The 22258-nt window shown below is 59.1% G+C and carries 25 protein-coding genes; 10 read left to right on the top strand and 15 right to left on the bottom strand.

Features of this window, described 5'->3' with window-relative positions; all coding sequences use genetic code 11:
• The first annotated feature begins 26 nt into the window (after nt 1-26).
• Genes parC through I6L46_RS14070 form a run of 3 tightly spaced genes read left to right on the top strand, consistent with a single transcriptional unit; the run spans nt 27 to nt 4275 of the window.
• A complete protein-coding gene (parC, locus tag I6L46_RS14080; RefSeq protein WP_216976033.1) occupies nt 27-2318 on the top strand; it encodes a DNA topoisomerase IV subunit A in 2292 nt (763 codons plus the stop codon).
• 44 nt (nt 2319-2362) lie between these two features.
• On the top strand, nt 2363-3400 hold the full coding sequence (locus I6L46_RS14075; RefSeq protein ID WP_254203102.1) for a ParA family protein: 1038 nt from the start codon (nt 2363-2365) through the stop codon (nt 3398-3400).
• Complete coding sequence (locus I6L46_RS14070; protein ID WP_216976028.1) at nt 3397-4275, top strand: SIR2 family protein; 879 nt, start codon at nt 3397-3399, stop codon at nt 4273-4275. Before I6L46_RS14075 ends, I6L46_RS14070 begins: the two co-directional genes overlap by 4 nt.
• A gap of 168 nt (nt 4276-4443) precedes the next feature.
• On the opposite strand, the gene I6L46_RS14065 is transcribed toward I6L46_RS14070, so the two are convergent.
• The 8 genes from I6L46_RS14065 to I6L46_RS14030 all read right to left on the bottom strand — a co-directional run bounded on the left by I6L46_RS14065 (nt 4444) and on the right by I6L46_RS14030 (nt 11603).
• Nucleotides 4444-5931, bottom strand: a complete 1488-nt coding sequence (locus I6L46_RS14065; RefSeq protein ID WP_234933262.1) for a peptide MFS transporter — start codon at nt 5929-5931, stop codon at nt 4444-4446.
• 635 nt (nt 5932-6566) lie between these two features.
• Nucleotides 6567-6950: a hypothetical protein gene (locus tag I6L46_RS14060; protein WP_216976025.1), complete on the bottom strand. Its 384-nt coding sequence runs from the start codon at nt 6948-6950 to the stop codon at nt 6567-6569.
• Between the two features lie 200 nt (nt 6951-7150).
• Complete coding sequence (locus I6L46_RS14055; protein WP_005343118.1) at nt 7151-8053, bottom strand: hypothetical protein; 903 nt, start codon at nt 8051-8053, stop codon at nt 7151-7153.
• 11 nt (nt 8054-8064) lie between these two features.
• On the bottom strand, nt 8065-8832 hold the full coding sequence (locus I6L46_RS14050) for a hypothetical protein (protein ID WP_005335887.1): 768 nt from the start codon (nt 8830-8832) through the stop codon (nt 8065-8067).
• Nucleotides 8833-8844: 12 nt separating this feature from the next.
• Nucleotides 8845-9387, bottom strand: coding sequence for a hypothetical protein (locus I6L46_RS14045; RefSeq protein ID WP_216976024.1), 543 nt, complete (start codon nt 9385-9387; stop codon nt 8845-8847).
• Nucleotides 9388-9410: 23 nt separating this feature from the next.
• Nucleotides 9411-9695: a DnaJ domain-containing protein gene (locus I6L46_RS14040; RefSeq protein ID WP_005343121.1), complete on the bottom strand. Its 285-nt coding sequence runs from the start codon at nt 9693-9695 to the stop codon at nt 9411-9413.
• A gap of 280 nt (nt 9696-9975) precedes the next feature.
• Nucleotides 9976-10728: an SDR family NAD(P)-dependent oxidoreductase gene (locus I6L46_RS14035; protein WP_216976023.1), complete on the bottom strand. Its 753-nt coding sequence runs from the start codon at nt 10726-10728 to the stop codon at nt 9976-9978.
• Entirely contained in the window at nt 10725-11603 is an 879-nt protein-coding gene (locus I6L46_RS14030) for an NAD(P)-dependent oxidoreductase (protein WP_216976021.1), read from the bottom strand. The genes I6L46_RS14035 and I6L46_RS14030 overlap by 4 nt, the downstream gene beginning before the upstream one ends.
• Nucleotides 11604-11733: 130 nt before the next feature.
• Between I6L46_RS14030 and I6L46_RS14025 the strand changes: the two genes are divergently transcribed.
• On the top strand, nt 11734-12558 hold the full coding sequence (locus I6L46_RS14025; RefSeq protein ID WP_216976019.1) for a LysR family transcriptional regulator: 825 nt from the start codon (nt 11734-11736) through the stop codon (nt 12556-12558).
• A 76-nt stretch (nt 12559-12634) separates the two neighbouring features.
• Here I6L46_RS14025 and I6L46_RS14020 read toward each other — a convergent pair whose 3' ends face one another.
• Genes I6L46_RS14020 through I6L46_RS14005 form a run of 4 tightly spaced genes read right to left on the bottom strand, consistent with a single transcriptional unit; the run spans nt 12635 to nt 16379 of the window.
• Nucleotides 12635-13150, bottom strand: a complete 516-nt coding sequence (locus I6L46_RS14020) for a protein disulfide oxidoreductase (RefSeq protein WP_216976017.1) — start codon at nt 13148-13150, stop codon at nt 12635-12637.
• A 3-nt stretch (nt 13151-13153) separates the two neighbouring features.
• The gene (locus tag I6L46_RS14015) at nt 13154-13897 is read right to left on the bottom strand and encodes a DsbA family protein (RefSeq protein WP_216976015.1); all 744 of its coding nucleotides are present in this window, start codon (nt 13895-13897) and stop codon (nt 13154-13156) included.
• Between the two features lie 9 nt (nt 13898-13906).
• A complete protein-coding gene (locus I6L46_RS14010; protein ID WP_216976013.1) occupies nt 13907-15949 on the bottom strand; it encodes a protein-disulfide reductase DsbD in 2043 nt (680 codons plus the stop codon).
• Between the two features lie 52 nt (nt 15950-16001).
• Entirely contained in the window at nt 16002-16379 is a 378-nt protein-coding gene (locus tag I6L46_RS14005; protein ID WP_216976011.1) for a hypothetical protein, read from the bottom strand.
• A gap of 175 nt (nt 16380-16554) precedes the next feature.
• On the opposite strand from I6L46_RS14005, the gene I6L46_RS14000 reads away from it, so the two are divergent.
• The 4 genes from I6L46_RS14000 (at nt 16555) to pspG (ending at nt 18632) form a co-directional block, all read left to right on the top strand.
• Nucleotides 16555-17283: a 1-acylglycerol-3-phosphate O-acyltransferase gene (locus tag I6L46_RS14000; RefSeq protein WP_216976009.1), complete on the top strand. Its 729-nt coding sequence runs from the start codon at nt 16555-16557 to the stop codon at nt 17281-17283.
• A 210-nt stretch (nt 17284-17493) separates the two neighbouring features.
• Nucleotides 17494-18156, top strand: coding sequence for a phage shock protein PspA (gene pspA / locus I6L46_RS13995; protein WP_216976007.1), 663 nt, complete (start codon nt 17494-17496; stop codon nt 18154-18156).
• A gap of 2 nt (nt 18157-18158) precedes the next feature.
• On the top strand, nt 18159-18365 hold the full coding sequence (locus I6L46_RS13990; RefSeq protein ID WP_005335873.1) for a PspC domain-containing protein: 207 nt from the start codon (nt 18159-18161) through the stop codon (nt 18363-18365).
• Nucleotides 18366-18413: 48 nt separating this feature from the next.
• Entirely contained in the window at nt 18414-18632 is a 219-nt protein-coding gene (pspG, locus tag I6L46_RS13985) for an envelope stress response protein PspG (protein ID WP_005335871.1), read from the top strand.
• A 78-nt stretch (nt 18633-18710) separates the two neighbouring features.
• Here the strand turns inward: pspG and I6L46_RS13980 are convergent, their stop codons facing one another.
• Entirely contained in the window at nt 18711-19055 is a 345-nt protein-coding gene (locus I6L46_RS13980; protein ID WP_123172323.1) for a GIY-YIG nuclease family protein, read from the bottom strand.
• A gap of 44 nt (nt 19056-19099) precedes the next feature.
• Here I6L46_RS13980 and I6L46_RS13975 point away from each other — a divergent pair, with 44 nt between their 5' ends.
• On the top strand, nt 19100-19834 hold the full coding sequence (locus tag I6L46_RS13975) for an ABC transporter substrate-binding protein (RefSeq protein WP_216976005.1): 735 nt from the start codon (nt 19100-19102) through the stop codon (nt 19832-19834).
• Here I6L46_RS13975 and rarD read toward each other — a convergent pair.
• Entirely contained in the window at nt 19816-20706 is an 891-nt protein-coding gene (rarD, locus tag I6L46_RS13970; protein WP_042052465.1) for an EamA family transporter RarD, read from the bottom strand. The genes I6L46_RS13975 and rarD overlap by 19 nt on opposite strands.
• Nucleotides 20707-20805: 99 nt before the next feature.
• Between rarD and I6L46_RS13965 the strand changes: the two genes are divergently transcribed.
• Complete coding sequence (locus tag I6L46_RS13965) at nt 20806-21393, top strand: uracil-DNA glycosylase family protein (protein ID WP_216976003.1); 588 nt, start codon at nt 20806-20808, stop codon at nt 21391-21393.
• Between the two features lie 4 nt (nt 21394-21397).
• Here the strand turns inward: I6L46_RS13965 and I6L46_RS13960 are convergent, their stop codons facing one another.
• Nucleotides 21398-22255 carry a DMT family transporter gene (locus I6L46_RS13960; protein WP_040067030.1) on the bottom strand — a complete coding sequence of 286 codons (858 nt, stop codon included), beginning with the start codon at nt 22253-22255 and terminating at the stop codon, nt 21398-21400.
• Nucleotides 22256-22258 lie beyond the last annotated feature (3 nt).

The raw sequence follows: 22258 nt of genomic DNA, 5'->3' as shown, positions 1-22258 counted from the left end.
GCTCCCGAACCGAAAGAGAAAATCACATGAGTGATGCTATCGAGCTCAGTCTGGACGGGGTAGAGCGCCAGCCAATGCGCACCTTTACCGAACAGGCTTACTTGAACTACTCCATGTACGTCATCATGGATCGGGCCCTGCCGCATATCGGCGATGGCCTCAAACCGGTGCAGCGGCGCATCATCTACGCCATGAGCGAGCTGGGTCTGTCTGCCCTCTCCAAGCACAAGAAGTCCGCCCGTACCGTGGGTGACGTGCTGGGTAAATATCACCCCCATGGCGACATCGCCTGTTATGAAGCCATGGTGCTGATGGCCCAGCCCTTCTCCTACCGCTACCCGCTGGTGGACGGTCAGGGTAACTGGGGTGCGCCGGACGATCCCAAATCCTTCGCGGCCATGCGATATACCGAAGCGCGCTTGTCGCGCTTCTCCGAGCTGCTGCTCTCAGAGCTCGGCCAAGGCACGGTGGAGTGGACGCCGAACTTCGACGGCACTATGAAGGAGCCGGTGGTGCTGCCCGCCCGTCTGCCGCACATCCTGCTCAACGGGGTGACCGGTATCGCGGTGGGGATGGCGACCGACATCCCGCCCCACAACGCGCGGGAAGTGGCCTACGCCTGTGCCGAGCTGCTCGACAACCCCAATGCGGGGCTCGATGTGTTGATGCAGCACATTCAGGGGCCGGACTACCCGACCAACGCCGAGATCATCACCCCGCGTGACGATATCCGCAAAATCTACGAGACCGGCAAGGGCTCCATCAAGCAGCGGGCGGTCTGGAGCGAGGAGGATGGCGACATCGTCATCACCGCGCTGCCCCATCAGGCTTCCGGCGCCAAGATCATGGAGCAGATCGCCGCCCAAATGGTGGCGAAAAAGCTGCCGATGGTCACCGATCTGCGCGATGAATCGGACCACGAGAACCCGACCCGTCTGGTGATCGTGCCGCGCTCCAACCGGGTGGATGTAGAGGGGCTGATGGCCCACCTCTTCGCCACCACGGATCTGGAGAAGAACTACCGGGTCAACCTCAACATCCTCGGCCTCGACAACCGGCCGCAGGTGAAGTGCCTCAAGACCATCCTCAGCGAGTGGATCCAGTTCCGCCGCGAGACCGTGCGTCGCCGTCTGCAGTTCCGCCTCGACAAGGTGCTGACTCGCCTGCACATCCTCGAAGGCTTGCTGATCGCCTACCTCAACATCGATGAGGTGATCGAGATCATCCGCACCGAGGATGAGCCGGGCAAGGTGATGGTGGAGCGCTTCAACATTACCGAGACCCAGGCCGAAGCAATTCTGGAGCTGAAACTGCGCCATCTGGCCAAACTCGAAGAGTTCAAGCTGCGCGCCGAACAGAGCGAACTGGCCGAAGAGCGCGACAAGCTGGAGCTCATTCTGGGCTCCGAGCGTCGTCTCAACACCCTGCTCAAGAAAGAGCTGCTGGCCGATGCCGAGAAGTACGGCGACGATCGCCGCACCCCGCTGGTGGAGCGTGCCACCGCGGTGGCGCTGACCGAGAAAGAGCTGGTGCCTAGCGAACCGGTCACCGTCATCCTCTCCGACAAGGGGTGGGTGCGCGCCGCCAAGGGCCACGACGTGGATGTCGAGGGGCTCTCCTACAAGGCGGGGGACAGCTATCTGGCCCACGCCTGTGGCCGCAGCAACCAGCAGGCGGTGTTCCTCTCCACGTTGGGCCGAACCTACGCCCTCGAATCTCACACCTTGCCATCCGCCCGCAGTCAGGGCGAGCCGCTCACCGGCCGCTTTGCGCTGGGGGCAGGGGAAGAGGTGCGTCATCTGGTGATGGGCAACGAAGGCGAGCCCTACCTGATCGCCAGCGATGCCGGTTACGGCTTTGTCTGCACCTATGACGATCTGATCGGCAAGAACAAGAACGGCAAGGCGCTGCTCACCGTGCCGGAAGGGGGTCAGGTGATGGCACCCCAGAAGATTGGCTCGCCAGAGACCGATCTCTGCATGGCCATCTCCAATGAAGGGCGCATGCTGCTGTTCCCGCTCAACACTCTGCCGGTGCTCGGCAAGGGCAAGGGTAACAAGCTCATCAGCATTCCGTCGGCTCGGGTGAAGGCGCGGGAGGAGTTTGTGGTGATGGCCGCCGTGATCCCGCAGGGCCAGTCCGTCACCCTGTTTGCCGGCAAGCGCAAGCTCACTCTTAAGCCATCTGATCTTGACTACTACCGCGGCGAGCGCGGCCGCCGCGGCGCCAAGCTGCCCCGCGGTTTGCAGCGGGTAGACAGGATAGAAATTGAATCAGTAGTTGTAGATGCACACACTGAGAGTGATGCAAATAATTAAGATAAACTGGGGCAATGTTATTGCCCCTCTTTTTAGGGATAAAAATGGCTAAAACAATTTGCTTTTTTAATAACAAAGGTGGTGTAGGAAAAACAACCACCTCGACAAATGTGGCTGCAGGTCTTTCTACTGGATTAAACAAGCGAGTTTTATATATTGACTTGGATCCTCAATGTAATTCAACGCTACTAATCTTGGGGGGAGATGTAGTTTCAGAAAGATATTGGGATTCCCCACAAAATTACAAGACAATCTTAGATGTTATTCAACCTATACTTGATGATGATCCGTCAATTTTTTTCGAAGAAGATATTGTTTGTAAAGATGTAAATAGATTTGGCGTTCATCTGATAATGGGGCACCCTCAGTTATCTGCATTAGAGGACAGGCTAGGTGAGGCGTGGGTTAAAATATCAGGAGGTGAGATTGGTGCATTCAGAAAAACAAACTGGTTTTCTTCGCTAATTGATAAAGTTGATTCTGACTATGATTATATATTGGTGGATCTTGGTCCAAGCTTAGGCTCTTTGAATCGAAGCACCCTAATTGCCGCCGATTATTTTGTGACTCCAATGTCAATTGATATATTTAGTATCATAGGTTTGCGAAACGTTAGAACTTGGTTTGATACATGGTCTAATAAATATAGAGGCGGGGCTCTATTATTAGAGGAGGATAGGGGGGGCGAGGTATTTGAGCGCTTTAATATCAAAAAAAATATTTCTATTACGAGTGGTTGTCTTGGTTATACAACACAAACATATGCCACTAGAAAAAATGCATATGGTGAGAGAAGGCCTACAAAGGCATATGAGCGTTTATTGACAAGATTTGATGAGGTTTTTTTAGAGTTTCTGGGAGGTTACTTAGTGGATGCGTCGAAAGATGGGCATCATATTTTAGGTAACATACCAAATATGTTTAGTCTTGCCCCCATAGCACAGAGCAGTTCTTCACCGATCCGTGACCTTAAAGCTGAAGATGGTATTTTTGGTGCGCATTATTCACAAGCAAAAGAATTTTCTAGTATCTTTGATAATGTTGCTATTGAGGTCGTAAAAAGACTTGAGGGTCAGTCATGATAGAATGGCCAGAAATTCTTATTGAAGAGCTAGCAGCTAAACGTGCAATTATATTCATAGGTGCAGGTGTATCAGCGAGTTGCCAATCTAGTTTGGACCCTGTTATAAGGCCACCTAGCTGGTATCAATTACTTGAACAGGCGCGAGATCAATTTGTAAATGATGAGATTGAAAAGGCTTTTATTAATCATCTAATCGAAACGGATCAGCTTCTTGATGCAGCGGAAGTAATTTTTGATCGAGTTACATCAGCTCAAAAAAGGAGTTTTTTTACAGATATTTTTGCAAGGCCACGGTTTGTGCCATCAGAGTTACATGCCCTTATTCAAAGAATTAACTCTAAAATTGTGATCACAACAAACTACGATCAAATATATGAAACACAATGTGATGCTTTAACTGCAGGGCAGGGATTTGTTATTCACAAGTATTATGAAAATCGATTGCTTAATAGTGTTAGATTTAAAGACAATCTAATAATAAAAGCTCATGGATGTGTTTCAGATACAACGAAGTTAATCTTGACAAGATCAGATTACTTTCATATGAAAAGTGAGCATTCTGAATTTTATAATGTTTTAAATAGTTTATTGACTGTGCATACAGTTTTATTTCTTGGGTGTGGTATGTCAGATCCAGATATTCAGTTGGTTTTGGAGAATACAAATATTGCAGCATCCTCAGATCATCCACATTATGCTGTCATGCCGAAAGGAAAGCATCCTTCATTAATAAAAGCCATGCAGAAGTCATATAATTTGAATGTCTTAGAGTATGAAGTTGGGGCTGATGGGAATCATTCAGTATTGGTTGAATCATTGCAGGAACTTCAAAGCCAAGTTGATTCGCTCAGGCCAGTTATGATGGGAAGCTGACGATAGGGAAAACGCAGCAACCGGTGCCAGCTTGAAAAGAGCCACAAATCCCGCCAAAAAAGAGGGCCCCGCCATCCATGATGGCGGGGCCCTTCGCATTATCAGCCGCGTTGCTGATTCACCCGTTCGCGCTGGCAGGGGCCACTGAAAAGGCTGGCCCGAGCCCGATCAGACGGGGATAGCTGTCGCCGCCGGTTGCGGGGTGATTTTCGAGGCGATCAGCAGGCGCAGACGGGGCACCAGCAACAGCAGGACGATCCCGCCCGCCATCGAGCCCCAGCCGAGCATGTTGAACACCGAGCTGTAGCCCGGGTTGGTGGCCACCGGAGAGCTGCCGATATTCTGCGGCATGGCGCTGGATACATAGCCCGCCAGTACCGAGGCGACGCCGGTCACCATCATCCAGCAGCCCATCAGCAGGCCTTGCAGGCTGGCGGGGGCCAGCTTGCCAATCATGGCGTAACCGATGGGGGAGATAAGCAGCTCGCCAAAGCTCTGCAGCACATAGCTGATGGCGATCCACTTGAAGGCGACCAGCCCGTCGGCCCCCGCCAGATGGATGCCGAGCGGCAGCACCAGCATGCCGAGCCCCATGCAGAACAGAGAGGCGGCAAACTGGGAGGGGATGTCGATATTCCATCCCTGTTCGCGCAGTCGCTTGAACAGCAGCGCCATCAGCGGGCCACCGATGACGATGACGATAGTGTTGATGTTCTGGATCCACTGGGGGGCGACCCGCAGCCCGAACACGTTGAGGTTGATGTTGTGCTCGGAGAAGAGCATCAGCCCCATGGGCGCCAGCTGGTAGAGCGACCAGAAGATGAGGGAGCCGAGGGCGAGGATCAGGTAGGCCACCATGCGGCTGCGCTCGGCGGCGTCCGGGTGGCGGGCAGTCATCACGCAGAGCAGCACCAGCACCACGGCGCCCAGGATCAGCACGAAGCTGCCGCTGAAACTGGCGTGGGTCAGCAGCAGGCGCAGCGCCGGCACCAGCATGGCCAGAATGGCGATACCTGCCAGCATGCGGCGGTAGAAGCCGCTCCCTTTGACATGGCGCAGTGGGGTGCTGATATCCGCCAGAATGGGCCAGCAGGCGAAGGTGGCGATGATGGCGATGATGTTGCCCAGCGTCGCAAACAGGAACAGGGTGCGGTAATCCTCGGTGAGCTGGAAGTAGCCCGCCACCGTGAAGCCGATAAAGAAGCCCAGATTCATCCCGGCGTAGTTCCACAGGAAGGCGCTCTCGCGGCGGTGATCATCCGGGGCGAAGCGCTGGGTCAGCATCATGTTGAGGCAGGTGACGTTGAGGCCGCTGCCGGTAAGGAACATGGCGAGCCCCCAGTAGAGGCCGGTGATCCCCATCTCGGCGATGAAGTAGCAGCCGATCACCTGCAGCACCATCCCCATCACGAACAGGTTGCGGTTGCTGAGGTAGCGCCCGCCGAGATAGCCGCCAAACAGGTGCAGGCCATAGTTGAAGGCCCCGAAGACCCCCATCATGGCGTTGGCCTGGGATTCACTGAAGCCGAGCCGCTTGGTGGCGTAGAGCACCAGCGTGGAGTAGAGCACGGCAAACCCCAGAGTCGAGAAGGTCTGGATAAAGAACAGCGCCCCGGAGCCGGGGGGAATGGTGGGGTGTTGATTCGAAGCGCTCACGGTCTGTCTCCTGTGAGAGAAGAAAGTCATTACTCGTCCTGAGAGCGTACCGGTCTGCTGCCGGCTAGCCTTGTGCGCTTCCATGCTGGTCTGAAGGCCGGTCTGTCATTTAGCGACCAAGCGGTGCAAATAGCCATACCTGAAATTTAATCCGGCGAGATTAATTGTCTTTTATTGATCTATTCCGGTTTTTTATGCGGTTTTGGCTGCTGAAAAGCTGGCGCTGGCTTGGTAGGTATCAGATTGGCTGGGGTTGAATGGAGCCTGTTTTGGCTTGAACTGATTTGATAGTGAGATCGCCATCCCGCTTTTGGCTGCTCTTTCGCCATCGCTGCCAGCATGTTGAGTGGCAGCTTATTTATTCAGTTTCACTGTTTTAGTGAATAAATATTGAAAATGAGGGCTTGATCAGAACCTGATGGTATGGGGGAATTTTTGAGCGTTTCATCGCAGGGGATAATATATATTCTTGTTGTAATAACGTGGTAAATATTAGTTTCGACAAATAGGTGACTTAAGATAGCCTGATAATATATCAATCAGAGCATTTTGGGGCTGTGAATCGTGATGCTATCTTTTAGGAAAAGATATTTCCTTTGCATGCTTTGAGTATTTTCCTCAGAGATAAAATCTGATTATGGTGAGAAAAGCTCGTAGTCCGGTGTGATAATAGAACCTTTCCGATAGGTCATATACACAATGGTTCCTTCCTCATCGACCATGGCGTATGGCCATTTACCGTTGGCTCCGTACATGGCCACATAGAGTGGGTTGAAATAATCTTGAGTCTGCCCAGTCGGGTCATACGGGAGTCGAACATGATAGATTGGATATTTACCATCGTTACATAACTCGACTTTTTTAAATATAACACCTCGTTCCAGTAATACCCTTCTGGTCGGATGTTGCCAATTTTCCAAATCTACATTTTTACAATTATTGGCAACTTCTCGATAAAGGCGGGTATCTGACAGTAGCGGAGTATTGGCGCTGATAAGCATTAAAAGTGGCAGCAGCATAAAAATCTGACCTGTATTATGACCGGTTTATTCAGCCCTGAATCAGGGGCGCAGTATAGCTGCGAACAAGGTTTGAATGAAGCCATCTGAACTGGTTGCATCCCGATTTGTTAGGTCAATCGTGGGGGCTGATGACGTAGATAGAACAACGCCCGGCGGGCCGGGCGTTGTGGTGCGACTGATGGGCGGCGAAAGCGGCCTTAAAAGTCGTGGTAGAGCGGCCAGCCGAGCAGCGGGTGCTTGAGACCGGCGCGCATCTCGATGTTGTCGAGCTTCTCCGGCGAGGCGTTCTCTTTTTGCAGCAGCTGGTACTGGCGCACAAAGCCGAGGGTGTGCAGCAGGTTGGGCACAAAGCCCGGGCTCAGCTCCTGGCGCAGGGCGGCGGCCATGTCGGCGGGCAGCGCATTCAGCATCAGGGCCAGCTGGGCGGCGAGGTAGTCGGTGTCATACCAGCCCTCGTCGAGCTCAATTTCCCGCGCCAGTTTGCGCTTGAGATCCTGCTTCACCTTGAGCGGGGCGGCGCCACTGCCCTTGCCGCAGAGGATGCGGTAGAGCAGCGCTTCGGCCAGCTTGTCCTCCATGGTGGGGTGATCGCTCTCGCAGGCGAAGAAGTGCTGGTCGATGAGTTCCATCAGGCGGCTCTTGTTGTGCTCGGTCAGCGCCTTCTCGTACTCCTGCCACCCTTGCCACTCCTCCACATCGGGCGGGCTCGAGATCTTGTCCAGCAGGCGGGCATCCACGTCACCGTAGAGGCTGTTGCCAGCCTGCTTGGGGCTGACGGTAATGAGCATCGACCAGCCCTTCTGGAACGGCTTGATGGGGCCTTCCGGTGCTTGCAACAGCGCCAGCGCCTTGGCCGGATCCCGCGCCGAGAGCTCCTGCAGGCCGAGGCTCACCACGCCGATGACGTCGTGGGCCGCCTGCTCCAGCAGGTGCATCTTGTACTTGTTGTAGTACTTGTCGGCGAATTTGAGGCTCATCAGCACCGCCTTGCCCTTGATGGCGGCCAGCTGTTGCTGACTCAAGAGTTCATTGTCGCGGCCAAAGCGCAGCACCTGGGTCAGAAAGGGGCCCTGGTTGGCATCGCGAATGACTAACTGCATGAATGGGCTCCTTAATCCAGAAAGCTGAACATGTCGTCGACGTCGCCGTACTCGTCTTCCTCGACCTTGTTCTTCTCTTTGGCCTGCATCACCAGCTCGGCGGCAAACTTGTTGATGATGCCGTCCCAGGTGGAGTGCTCGTTGCGCAGCAGCGCCTTGATGGCTTTCTCTACCTCGGGGGCCAGCTCGCGAATGAGCATCAAGAGGCTGCGCGGGTCATCCAGCGCATAGTCGTGGACATCCTCGCTCTGCTGGCGCTCGCTGTAGCGCAGGGACTCTTCGAGATCTTCCTCTTCGGCGTGCAGCACGTCGCGATAGCCTTCGTCCTCTTCATAGCGATCGCCGCGATAGAACTCGATAAAGGGGATGGCGAGGTAGAAGAGACCGGCCGGATCTTCGGCCACGCACTCGAGGATCTCGCGCTGCTTGGCTTCGCTATCCTGAGTGCGGATCAGGTAGTTGAGGAAGTCGAAGGTGTGCTGTTGCAGCTCGTCGGCGTTGTTCTTGATCGCCTCTTCCCAATAGAGCGGCTGCTGGCAGACGATGTCGCGGATCCGCTCCGGGGTCATCAGCTCGGAGATGATGGAGGGGAAGGAGATATCGTGCTGGCCGTTAATCTGGGTCAGAGTAACGATATCAATGTTTTCAATCACTTCTGCCAGCTGGTCGTCAGACATGGTCTTGGCGATCAGCTCGAACTTCTCGCTGGCCTGTTTCGGCTCGATAACGGCCAGCTCTTTGATCTCGATGGCGGTAATTTCTATCAGACTGTTGCTCATGCCTTGCCCCAATTAGAAACGGACTTCGTCGTACATATCCTGATCGCCGTCGTCATCACCATAGCGGTCACTGCCGCCATGGTAGTCGGCGTCGGCATCTTCCCCGTCTTCATCTTCTTCGTCGCGCAGCTCATAGTCGTCATCGGCGCGGTGGCTGCCGCGCGGCAGCGGGTTGTCGAGCAGGAACAGCACGGCGCAGGCTTCCATCAGCTGATCTTCGCTCTGGGCCCGCACCGCCTTGACCAGCGGCAGGGCGGCATTGTTGAAGCCGACGCTCACCTTGAACTCGTCCCAGCCCGGCTGCTCGCCGCTGGTGAGCCACTTGTTCCACTGCGACTTGGCCTTGGCCGGGAACTGCACCCGGCCATAGAGGGCCAGCGGCAGATACTCGGGCATAAACTCCAGCATGCTCATATCGGCCAGCAGCAGGCTCTTCATCTGGTCGGTGAACTGTTCCAGCCCCTTGGGGTCGTCCTGATCCCGGTAGGATTCGATGTTTTCGCTGGCATCGCTTTGCAGCGCCTTGAGCCGCGCCTGGTCCCATCTCTTTTGCATAGTTGCTCTTTCTGCCTGCTGTTTCAGGGGTAGAACTGATCCCACATCTCCTGCATGGCGGAGGCGGGGTCGGTCACGATGACGTTGTTGAAATCCTTGATAAAGGCGGCCCGCTGTTTCGGATCGGACAGCACTTCATAGGCCTGCTTTACCTGGTGCAGCTTGATGGCTGCCTGCTCTTTCTCTTCTTCACTGGCCCCGTGCAGCTTGTCGGGGTGGTACTGGTTCGACAGCCGACGATAGGCTTTCTTGATGTCGTTTTCGCTGGCGTTGGACTTGACGCCCAGCACCCGAAAGTAGTTGTTCATGGCAGATCCTGCATCACTGGCATCATAGGATTCACGCTGCGAGTGCCTGATGGTGGGGATTGGCAAACCAGGCACGGCAAAAACCCGTCATTTTAACGGAAACAGCCCGCCAACGCGATGTGTTGGGCGATCAATTAACGGGCTAGATGAAGAGGGGTCAGTTGAGTGCCTATTGTTGCCAGTCGGTCTGGCCAGTGCAAGGGCGGCGGGGCAAAAGCGATGAAAAAACGGGCAGGGAAGGGGCGGGCGGCAGGCCGGGGTGAGGCTGCCGCCGCAGGGGTTACTCCTCCCAGAAGGAGGCGGAGGTGTGGTAGATCATCTTCTTGCTCATCCCGCCATCGACCACCAGATTGGCGCCGTTGATAAAGTCGTTGCGAGGATCCGCCAGAAAGAGGCAGGCGCGGCTGATGTCGTCGGGGCGCCCGACCCGGCCGCTCGGATGCTGGCGGTGATCCGCCTCGGTCAGGGTGTGGTAATCACCCGCCTGGATCCAGCCCGGACTGATGGCATTGACCGTGATGGGATGGTCGGCCAGCGAGTTGGCGAGGGACTGGGTGAGGGCGACTAGCGCCCCTTTGGAGGCGCCGTAGGCATCCCAACCCGGTTCGTTCTGCTGCCAGCGGGTGGAGGCAATATTGATGATGCGGCCATAGGGCAGCTCGCGGTTGGCCTGCACAAAGGCGCGGGCGCAGAGCATGGCGCCGCGCACATTGACCGTCATCACCTGATCGAACTGGGCCGTGCTCAGATCCTCGAAGCGGGTGTGGAACTTGCTGATGGCGCCGTTGTTGATCAGCAAGTGGATGCTGCCATGCTGCGCGCGCACCTCCGTAAAGAGCCGCACGATGGCCTGCTCGTCCCGCAGATCGAGCGGATGAAAGTGGATCTCGGGATGGTCGAAAGCGTGAGGGGCCAGATCGGTGGCGATCACCCGATAACCCGCCTCGGCCAGCCCGATGCAGAGCTGGTGGCCAATCCCGCCAGCGGCGCCGGTGATCAGTGCAATTGGGGTGTGGTTGGTCAACTCGTTCATTGTGCCGCTCCATTGCGTGCCCGCAGCACCTTGATGAGGGCTGACACCTCCTGCTGACCAAACCCTTGCGCCACCCCTTCCTCAAACAGATCGGCGGCAAAGCGCGGGAAGCGGCTGTCGATCCCGGCATCGGTGGCGTGACCGGCGAGGCGGCTGATGGCGGCGCTCCAGGTTTTCAGGCTGGCGTAGGGGTGATCGAAATCGCCGCTCGCCAGCGTCTTGCCAAGGTGGGCCACATCGCCACCCAAAATCGGTGAAAGCTCGCTGAACTGGGCGCACACCTTGGCTACCGGCAAACCTTCCGCCTCGCAGATCAGCGCGCCGTGCAGGGCTCCGAGCAGACCACCGGCAAAGTAGGCTGCGACGGCACAATCTTGCGCCGCAGCGGCACCAACCGCCTCGGCCACATGGTCGAGGGTGGGGGCGAGCAGGCGTAGCACCGGCTCTGCCTCGCTAAAGGCGACGCTGGCCCCCGAGCAGATGATGCTGGCATCAGTGGTGCCGATCTGATCCGGGAAGCAGAGGATGGCGCCATCGAGATAACGGGCGCCGCGGGCGTGGCTCCAGTTCTCCAGCGCTCGGGCCCCCTGTGGGCTGCCGGTAGAGAGCTGCACCAGCAGCTTGCCCGCCACCGCATCGCTCGCCTCATCCAACAACTGCTGGCTGACGGCGTAGTTATCGACGCAGACAAGGGTGATATCGCTTGCGGCGATGGCCGCGCCAACCGAGGGGGCGAGTGTCGCACCCAGCGCTTGCAGCGGGGCGGCCTTGGCGGCGCTGCGATTCCAGACGGTGACCGGATGGTCCGCCTTGAGCAAGGTGGTGGCGAGGGCGGAGCCCATGGCCCCGAGGCCGATGACAGAGAGATGGCGCATGATGGCTCCTGACGGTGTTGATAGACGCTGATATAGAAAATTGAGATGCCTTGTGGCAGGTAAGCCACTATATTTGCCCAGTGTCGCCGTGAAAAATGGCTTTTATGACTGTCTGGTATAGGTGAATTCTATGGATGTGCGAACCCTGCGTGCGTTTGTGGCTGTCTTCGAGGAGCGCAACATCACGGCGGCGGCCACCCGCCTCTTCATTACCCAACCCACCCTCTCCACCACCATCAAGACGCTGGAGGATGAGCTGGGGGTGACCCTGTTTGTGCGACAGGCGCGCGGTGTGGAGGGGACCGAAGCGGCGCACCGGCTCTATCCCCGTGCCAAGCGGCTGATCGCCGACACCGACTCCCTCGCCCGCGAGTTTCGTGAAACCTCCCCCTGCCTCGAGCTGACGGTGGGGATTGAGGCAGACCTTGGCGATGGCGTGGTGGGGACGCTGGTCAACGGGGTACTCGCCCACGAGGAGATCCTGCTGACTCTGGAGGAGGGCTGCTGTGGCGATGTGCGGCTGGGCTGTGAATCCCTGCGCTGCGGCGACGAGCTCTTTATCCCCCTGCTGGAGGAGGAGTTCGTGCTGGTGTTGCCGCCGGATCACCCGCTGGTGGGCAAGGGGACGCTCACACCGGCGGCGCTGGCGAACGAGCCCTGGGTCACCTGCCCGCGCCACGACTCCCACCTGCGGCTGATCGCCATTCTCGGTAATCAGGCGCCCCTCTACCCACGGCGGGCAGGGTCGCTGCGACTGGCGGCGACTATGGTGGCCGCTGGGGCGGGGATCGCCTGGTTGCCCCGTTCGCTTTGTCCGCCCGGTTGTGCGGTCGCCGAGCTGGCGGCCTCTTCCTTCAAGCGGCGGGTGGGGCTCTGCTACGCCCCCGATGCGTTGCGCTCGATAGCGGTAACTGCCCTGCTGGAGCAGGTACGCGGGATGCAGCTCCCCGCCTGATGTCGGGATAAAAATGTCTGCATAAAAAAGGGCCATCCGGTGGGATGGCCCTGTTGCAGGCAACGATGCTGCTTGGCTAGAGCGACGCCCACCAGAGCCGCAACTGCAGGCCCCACTTCGAGCTCCAGCCGGTGGTGCTGCTCACAAGCGTCCCATCCTTGATGACGAGAAAAGTCGGGGTGACCCCTACCTGCCACTTGGCGGCCAGCGCTCCCGACTCGTCGTTGTGGGTCGGGAAGGTGAGCCCCTTCTTGCTCATCCCTTTGCCTAACTGCTCCGAATTGCCGGAGCGCAGCGCCACCGTCAGCACGTTTTCCCTCTCCTGCCAGAGCTGTTGCACGGCCGGGGTGGTGAAACGGCACACCCCGCACCAGCTGGCCCAGTAGTAAACCAGCAGCGGCTTGCCGCGGCTCAGGGTGGCCAGATCCGTGCTGGTGCCATCCTGCAGGGTGACGGGGGCGCTCATCGCCCCCTCCGGCAGGGTCGGGCTGCGCCACAGATCGAGCAGGGTCGAGATGACCAGTGCCAGCAACAGCAGCCAGAGTGCCTCCTTGCCCCAGCGTCGCCAGCGGGGTTGAGGGTTAGTGGTCATCCCTTACCCCAGCTTGGCCAGTTCGGCCTTCACCAGCTGCTCCAGCTCCTCATAGGGAACGGCGCCCGGCACCAGCTGGTTGCCGATCAGGGTTGCCGGTGTGCCTTGCACACCCAGAATAGTGCCGATGCGCAGGCTGTTGCGCAGCTCTTCGGTCGCCTTGGGCGCGGGCTTGAGCGCCACGTTGCCGGTGGCGGCCAGCGCCTTGTTGATATCCGCCTCGGTCAGCATCCCCTGCTTGCTCATCAGCTTGTCATGCAGGGCGAGGAAGCGGGCCGGATCCTGCTGCCACAGGGTCAGACTGTACTGGGCCGCCTTGGCAGAGCTCTGCCCCTTGAACGGCAGCAGCTTGATCACCAGTCCCAGATCGTCGGGATAGGCCTTGAGCAGCTTGGTCAGCCGGGGATCGAACTGCTTGCAGTAGGCGCAGTTGTAGTCGGTGAACAGCACCAGCGTCAGCTTGGGGTTTCTGGCGCCGAGGCGCGGGCTGGTTGGGCTGTTGAACAGCACATCCTTGTTGCCCTTGATGAAGTCGCCCAACTGCGCCTCCTGGGCCGCCGCGTTCTGCTTCTCCCAGGATTCGGCCGCCTCGTCGAGGATTTTGGGGTTGGCGATCAGGGTCTCGCGGATCAGCTCCTTGATACGTGCCTCCTGCTCCGGGGTGAAGGGGGCGGCGTGCAGGGCCGGAGCCAGCAGGGTTGCGGAAAGGGAGGCCAGCAGGGTCAGGGTACTCAGAGTCGGTTTCATGGTTGCTCCTTAAAATCGGGTGGTGCCAGCCTGAAGCAGGCCAGCCTTGTGCAATGTGGTCAGCAGATCGTCCTTGTCGAGCAGGGGTGACAGTGTGACCCCCTGCGGCAACTCCGGGCCGTAAATCTGGTTGAAGGGAACCGCAGCCGCACCCCGTTTACGCAGGAAGGCGGCGATGGTGTCGCTTGGTTTGCTCCAGTCGCCGCGCAGGGCCACCACATCGGGGGCCGAGAGGGCCTGTTGTACCTCATCGCGCAGCAACACGTTGTATTTGTTGGCCTTGCAGGTAACGCACCAGTCGGCGGTGACATCGATAAAGACCCGCTTGTTCTGGGCCAGCGCATCTGTGATGGCGCGTTCGGAGAGCGGCTGCCAGACCACCTTGTCAACGCTGGCCGAGCCCTGCGCGCTAAAGGCGCCGCTCAGCAGCAGGGGGCTGCCAATCAGTGCGGCGAGGGCGATCGCCAGTGTGAAGCCGCGCATGCCGTAACGCCAGATGATGCCAATCAGCAGTGCCAGCAGCATGGCAACCATCAGCCAGCCGGTGGCATAGCTGCCGAGATGGTTGTCGAGTAGGCTGGTGAGCCAGAGGCTGGAGCCCAGCATCATCAAGCCGAGCAGGATGCGCAGATGGTTCATCCAGCGCCCCGGTTTCGGCAGCCAGAGGGCGAGCCGTGGCAGGGCCGCCACCAGCAGCCAGGGCAGGCTCATGCCAATTCCGAGCGCGGTGAAGATCAGCCAGAGCTGGCCGAGTGGCGCCGCCAGCGCAAAGGCCACCGCGGTGCCGAGGAACGGTGCCGAGCAGGGGGTCGCCAGCAGAGTGGCGAAGCTCCCCTGCAGGAAGTGACCGCCGAGGCCGTTGCCGCCGCTGGTGGCGAGGCGGGTGCTGAGGGCGCTGGGCAGGCGGATCTCGAACAGCCCCAACAGGTTGGCGCAAAACAGCAGGGTGACCAGCACCATCAAGCCGATAAAACCGGCGCTCTGGAACTGGATGCCCCAGCCGACGGCCCCTTGCGTGGCGCGCAGCAGGCTGCTCATGGCGGCCAGCACCCAGAAGGAGGCGATGATCCCGGCGCTGGCGGCGAGGAACTGCTTGCGCACCGCTCCCTGTTCACGCTCCTGATGTTGCAACACAGTTCCCAGCTTGAGCGCCAGCACCGGCAGCACGCAGGGCATCAGATTGAGGATAAGGCCGCCGAGCAGCGCCGCTCCCAGCAACCAGAACAGCGAATGACTCTGGTTAGGCAGCGCGAGTGGCGCGCCGATCGTCCCCTTGCCCTGCCACGCCTGTTCGCCACTGGTGAGCAGCAGGCCGAGGGATTGGCCGCGTAGATCCGGCGCATCCCCTTGCCAGCCATCGCTCACCGGCACCCGGGCGATCAGGGTGTTGCCCTCGACCTCAAGCGCCGGTTTGCCAAACTCGGCCCCCTCCAGAGCGTCGATAAAGAGCGCTGGTGATTGCCAGCCCTCTGCCCGCTCGGCGCGCAGTTGCAGTTGGTTGTGCTGATAACCGAGCTCGACCCGGGTGTCGGCAGGCAATTGCTGGGGCAGGGTGCTCATCGCCTTCGCCCAGGCAAAATCGAAGTCGGCTGGGGCCTGCCCATCCACCGCCAGGGTGAAGGGAAAGTCGGTCAGGATGCAGACGTTGCTGCAGGTCGATAGGCGCAGAGTTCCTTTGAGCGGTTGCCCTGCGGGATAGTTGAGGCTGAGGGGGAAGGTCACGTCCCCCTGATAACCCTGGGTGCTGAGCCCGGCTACCTCGAAGTGGCGTGGCACCGGCCAGCGCCACTGAAAGTCACCGACCGGCTTGTCCCACAGGAGCTGGGGAGCAATGCCCCCTTCTCCCGGGCTGTGCCAGTAGGTTTTCCAGCCTGACTCCAGCTCGACATCGAGCAGGATGCGGGTCTGATCTGCCGTGCTGCGGTCGGCCTGCAGCCGTACCCGGGCGTGATCATTCTGTGGGCTGGTGAGCCAGCCCGTGTCGCTGGCCAATCCCATGGATTGCCACAGCAGACCGCCCAGTAGCAGGGCCGCCTTGAAGAGATTTGACATCTTTTTGGTCTCGCAAAAATGAGTGACAGCTAACGAAAGAACGCTGCCGAACTCATTCCCGCCAGACGCACAGGGTGAGATGCAGACGCCGCTCGGGCGGCGAGATGACTCTGGGAGGGGGCAGTGGCGGTGTGTAGCGCCAAAGGGGGGCCAGCAGGGCGATCAGCACCGCCACGGCAAAGAAGAGCTGTTCGACGCAGAGCAGGGTGGCGGCGCTTAGCCACTTGCCGTTGAGCTGGCAGCTGGTGGGCTGCGGGCTGACCGGCTTGCCGTCGTTCTGCTCATCATCGATGCTCTGAACGGGCAGGGCCTGACAGGTGAGGGCGTGATCGAGCAGTGCCAGCCTGGCCAGCGGCTGAGCCGCGCAATTGAGCACCAGCAGGCAGACCAGCAGCAGGAGTCGTTTTGCCACGCGTTGTTGGTGAATCATGCTCGCCCCGTTCATCAAGATGGCCACATCCTAACGGCCAATGGCGGGTGGGGCAAGTTGCCGCCCGTTTTATGAGCGCTGAGGCTGGCGCCGTGTGGTCGGTTCTGTTTGGCGAACGCTTGTTCGCTAAAAGGGGGATCAGTATACTGCGCCGAGTTAAAATTCGAGGTGTTCGATGCTCAAAATTGCCCGTGTGCTGCTGCTTGGTCTGCTGCTCATCTTCTGGTTCCTGTTCGGCCTGCTGCTCTGTCTGGTTCGTCCGCGCCACCCCAACAACGTCTATGTCTTTGCCCGCATGTATCATGCGGTCTGCCCGCTGATCGGGGTTCGGGTCAAGGTGACGGTAGCCGACGAGGTGAAATCGGTCGGGCCTGCGGTCTACGTCTGCAACCACCAAAGCAACTACGACATCTTCACCGTGACCGGTGCGGTGCAGCCCGGCGTTGTCGCGGTCGGCAAGAAGAGCCTGCTGTGGCTCCCCTTCTTCGGCCTCATCTTCTGGCTCTCCGGCAACGTGTTGATCGACCGCTCCAACCGCTCTCGCGCCATTGGCACCATTGGTCAGGTGGTGGAGCGCATCAAGGCGCGCGGCACCTCCATCTGGATGTTCCCGGAAGGGACCCGCTCGCAGGGGCGTGGTCTGCTGCCGTTCAAGGCGGGCGCTTTCCATACCGCCGTGCAGGCTGAAGTGCCCGTTGTGCCCATCGTCTGCTCCAGCTATTTCGGTCAGGTCGATCTCAATCGCTGGGACAACGGCGAAGTGCTGGTGGAAGTGATGGCCCCGGTCTGCAGCAAAGAGCACGGCGCTGCCGGCATTCGCGAGCTCTCCGAGGTGTGCCGTGCCCAGATGGAGGCCAAGCTGGCCGAACTGGACAGCAAGCTGGGCCACAGCCACGCCGCCTGACGGATATCGCAGACGAATCGACAAGGGAGCCACAGGCTCCCTTTTTTATTGGTAAAAATCACCACCTGGTTGGCTATTTTCACCAACAAGCCCTTCTTGAATTTCCTCAGTAAATTCCCATCTATATGTAAAACAACAATAATTTTTCTTGGCACGGCTCTTGTAATGCTATGGGAAGAGATAGCCATCCCATCAACAAGGAGCCAGACCATGAGCGTATTCAGCCGCCTGACCGACGTGATTAATGCCAACCTGCACAGCCTGCTCGACAAGAGTGAAGAGCCGGAGAAGATGCTGCGCCTGATGATCGAAGAGATGGAGCAGGTGCAGGTCGAGATGCGTACCCAGGCCGCCCGCGTGATTGCCGAACAGAAACAGCTGGAGCGTCACCAGCAGGCGTTGCACGCGCAGATTCTGGAGTGGTCGGCCAAGGCCGAGCTCGCCATCCAGAAGGGACGTGAGGATCTGGCCCGCGCAGCCCTCACCGAGAAGCTGGCGGAGGTCAAAAAATGTGAACAGCTGGAGCAGGACAAGGCTCGGGTGGCCGAGGTGTTGGCCCAGCTCACCGCCGACAGCGAGCGGCTGGCGGCCAAGCTGACCGAGGCGCGCGAGAAGCAGAAACTGCTGACCCTGCGCGAGCAGACTGCCCACAGCCGCATTCGTGCCCGCGCCCAGGTGGACAACCAGCGGATGCATGAGCTGATGGCGCGTTTTGACGGTTTTCAGGGCCGTGTCGATCAGCTGGAAGCCCAGCTGGAGGCGGCCACTCTGGGGCAGAATCCCTCGCTGGAGGCCCAGTTCCGCGAGCTGGAGCTCAATGACGAGATCGAGCGCGAGCTGGCTCGCCTCAAAGGCCAGAAGGCGGAGGTGTAATCATGAGCCCCTGGCCCAAGGATCTGGTGCATCGCAAGCTGACCGGGGTCTGCGCCGGTATTGCCAGGCGGTTGGGGGTCTCCAGAGTCACGGTGCGGGTGGTGGCACTGCTCGCCCTGATCCTGATGCCGCCGCTGGCACTGGCCGCCTATCTGCTGGCGGTGCTGGTGATGCCGCCCCGTTATGAATTGAAGCGCTGGCTGGATTGAGCGAAGGGTTGATCAGCCGGCAGACAAGGTACTGATAAGGAGCAAGTTATGCTGGAATTTTTCATATTGCTGGTGGTGCTGCTGGTCATGGCACTGACCGGTTTTACCTTGGTAGCCATGTTGCTGGTGAGCGGCCTGTTCGTGCTGCTTGGGGCACTGGGCGGCATGCTTGCTCTGATCATCAAGCTGGCCCCCTGGTTGTTGCTGGTGCTGGCGGTTTGCTGGCTGATCAGTAACCGCAGCAAGCGTTCCAATACCTACCTCTAACCCGCCTGAGGTTGTGCAATGTTCCCTGATTTCCCCTTTCCGGCCACTCATCGAGTGGCCTTTTTTTGCCTGTCGTCCTCAAGGCTGGGTGGCTGCGGGTAACCACTGGGGGCTCCAGCTCTGCCAGAGTGCCGGGCTGTGGATCAGCTGCTCCTTGAAGGATTTCGGCTGCTGCTTGAGGCGATATTCGATGCGCAGAGCCGCCCCCTTCTCGCCGACTTCCTGTTGCCACGCCAGCGTCAGTGGCCCCTTGCCGCGCAGGGCGCGAGCGCCCTTGCCACTCTGGTGCTGGCGCAGGCGGCGCAGCGGATCCGTGCTGATCCCGGTATAGAGCAGGCCGGTGGCGGTGCGCACCATATAGACAGACCAGCGGGAAGGGGCGGATGGTTGCGGCGCTGGAGTGGTGGTCGCGGGTTCTCTCATTCAAATTCTCTGTGCCAAACTCAGAGGCAGCTCAAGGAGGTGCGATGAGAGTCTGGTTTTGGTTGTGGTTACTGTTGTCGGTCCCGGCCCTGGGGGAGACGATCCGTCTCTACGATTACCATCAGCATCCCCCCTTCAACACCGGAGTGGATGCAGGGCTGAGCCGCGAGCTGGTCAAGTATCTCAATGAAAAGCTGGGGGGTGAACCCAGAATCGAGCTTTGGCTGGTCAATCGCGCCCGGCTGGCGCTGGAGATGGCGGATCCCGACTTTGACGGTCTGGTGGTCTGGGTCAATCCGGCCTGGGTGGGGGATCCCCATCGCGAGCGCTATCTCTGGACTTTCCCGGTGATGCGCGACACCAACGAGCTGGTCTCGAACATTGACAACCCGGTCACCTATCGCGGGCCAGACTCCCTCAAGGGGCTGGTGTTTGGCGGGGTGGAGGGCTACCGCTATCAGGGGATCGATGATGCGGCCAGCCGCGGCGAGCTGGTACGTCAGGATGCCAAGAAGGTGAAGACCAATCTTGAGCTGCTGGTGCGCGGTCGCATCGATGTGACGCTGGTAAGTGGTTCATCGCTGGGCTTTTTCATCGACTCACAGCACTATCAGGGCAAGCTGTTTATCTCGCCCTTCCCCCAATCCAGCTATACCCGCCATATCCTGCTGCCCAAATCTCGCCCAGAGCTGCATGCCACCCTCAACGACATCGCCGAGCAGATGGACAGGGATCCCCGCTGGCACAAAGTGCTGGAGTCCTATCGCGGTACGCCCTGAGGGCGGCGCTTGAGCCGATGCAGTGGCAACAGGCTCACCAGCAGACCTGCCCAGACAAAGGCGAAACCGACTGCCTTGATGGGGTCCGGCGCCTCACCAAACCAGTAGATGGCGAGCAGGAAGGCGAGGCTGGGCTCGATATATTGCAGCAGTCCCACAGTGCTCATCCGGGTTCTCGCCACCGCGTAGCAGAAGAGCCCCACCGGCAGCAGAGTAGCGGGCGCACTGCCCATCAGCAGCAGCTTGTCAGCCAGATCTCCGTTCACGAATGCCCCTTCCCCGTGCCATGCCAGCGTGCCGATGATGATCAGCGCGACGGGCAGTTGCACCATGGCTTCCAGATAGAGGCTGGTGCCGGTGTCGTAGTGGATCTTCTTCTTGATAAGGCCGTAGCAGGCGAAGTTGGCCCCCATGATGAGGGAGAACCAGGGGAGCTGGCCGTAGCAGAAGAGCATGTAGGCGAGACCCGCCAGCGCCAGGGCGACCGCCAGATGCTTTTGCGGGGTGAGCCGCTCTTTTAGGAAGATGACGGCGAATACGATATTGAACAGCGGGGTCATAAAGAAGGCGAGGCTGGTGGTCAGCACTTGCCCTGTAGTAAGGCACCAGGTAAACATGCACCAGCTGATGGACATCACGGGGCCCGCCAGCAGAATGAGGCCGAGCTGGCGCGGCTCGCTGCGCAGTTGTGCCCAGGGCACCTTGTGGCCAAGCAGCAAAAACAGGGCACCCAGCAGCACCACAGACCAGAGCACCCGGTGGGAGATCAGCTCCCACATGTTGACCTCGGGCATGAATTGATAATAGAGCGGCAGCATCCCCCACAGGATGAAGGAGAGGGTCGCGGTGCCGGTACCTAGCCAGTTTTTCATTATTATCCGTTTATTAAATTAAACATCCATGGCGATAGTAGGGGGCGCGCCCTGTTTCCACAAGAGGGAAAACAGGGAAATGCTGGTACTATCAACGTCATGCAGCGAATCGATAAGTTGTTTGGGCAAATCAGGGCCTGCCGTCTGTGCGAGGCTCATCTGCCGCTGGGGCCTCGTCCGGTGATCCGCGGGGCCGAGAGTGCCCGCTTGCTGATCATCGGTCAGGCGCCCGGCACCCGGGTGCATGCCAGCGGTATCCCGTGGGATGACCCCTCCGGTGACAGGCTGCGCCAGTGGCTCGGTGTCGATAAGGCCACCTTTTACGACGAATCCCGCATCGCCATCATGCCGATGGGGCTCTGTTATCCCGGCAGGGGAAAATCCGGCGATCTGCCGCCGCGCCCAGAATGTGCGCCTACCTGGCACGACAAGGTATTGATGCTGTTGCCCAATATCGAACTGACCCTGCTGATCGGCCAGTATGCGCAAGCCTACTACCTGCGGGGGGCGGCCAAAGGGTCACTCACCGAAACGGTGCGCAGCTGGGCCGACTATGGCCCCGGCTGGCTGCCGTTGCCGCATCCCTCCCCGCGCAATACTCTCTGGCTCAGGAAGAATCCCTGGTTCGAAGATGAGATCGTCCCCCATCTGCAGCAAAGGGTCGCCCCTTTGCTGGCACGACCCTGAGTGCTTAAACCGCCGGTTCGGCCAGCGGTTTTGGCTTGCTGCGCGCCATGGCGATGAGCGGCAGGACGATGCAGATACAGCCCAGCAGCAGCGGCAGACCGGGCTGCTCGTCAAACAGCCACACCCCGATGGCCACCGCCATCAGCAGACCGGTGTACTCCGCCGAGGCGATCTTGCTCGCCTCCGCCTTGCGATAGGCCACCACGCACAATCCCGCATAGACCATGATCAGCGCCGAGGAGCCGAAAGCGGGCCACCACATCTGCCACTGCCAGTCGCCCCCTTCCCATAATGCCAGCGCCAGAATGAAGGGCATGCTCAGCACGTTGGTGAAAAAAAGGGTCTGGGCGATGGGCTGCTTGAGCGGGATCCGCTTGATCAGCAGATTGTTGAGCGCCATCGACAGCGCCACCCCAAGCGCCGCCAGCGCGGCCCAGTTCACCTCGGTCGGGCGCAGCACGATCAGTACCCCGATAAACCCGATAACTGCGGTCAGCACCTTCTGGCGCGAGATCGCTTCCCCCGCCATCCACACTGCCAGCGGCACCATCATCAGGGGGGCGGCATAGAAGAGGGCATTGGCAGTGGCGAGCGGCAAGCGGGTGAGGGCCACTACCATCAGGCAGACGCCTACCGCCCAGATATGGGCCCGCAGCAGGTGCCACTTGATGGCCACCGGTGGATTGCGGCGCCATGACCAGAGCAGCCAGGGCATCAGCAGAATGGCGGCCGAGAGCTGGCGGAAAAAGACAAACTGGAAGATGGGCTGATCTGGCTCCAGCACTTTGACCAGCGCATCGGAAAAGACCGCCACCATATTGCCCAACACCAGATAAAGGATGCCGATCCCTACTGCATTCATACC

This window comes from Aeromonas sp. FDAARGOS 1416 (genome assembly GCF_019048085.1).
GTDB classification, from domain to species: Bacteria; Pseudomonadota; Gammaproteobacteria; order Enterobacterales; family Aeromonadaceae; genus Aeromonas; species Aeromonas veronii.
The sequence above is the reverse complement of the archived record's forward strand: the minus strand, read 5'-3'. Positions and strand labels throughout refer to the sequence as shown.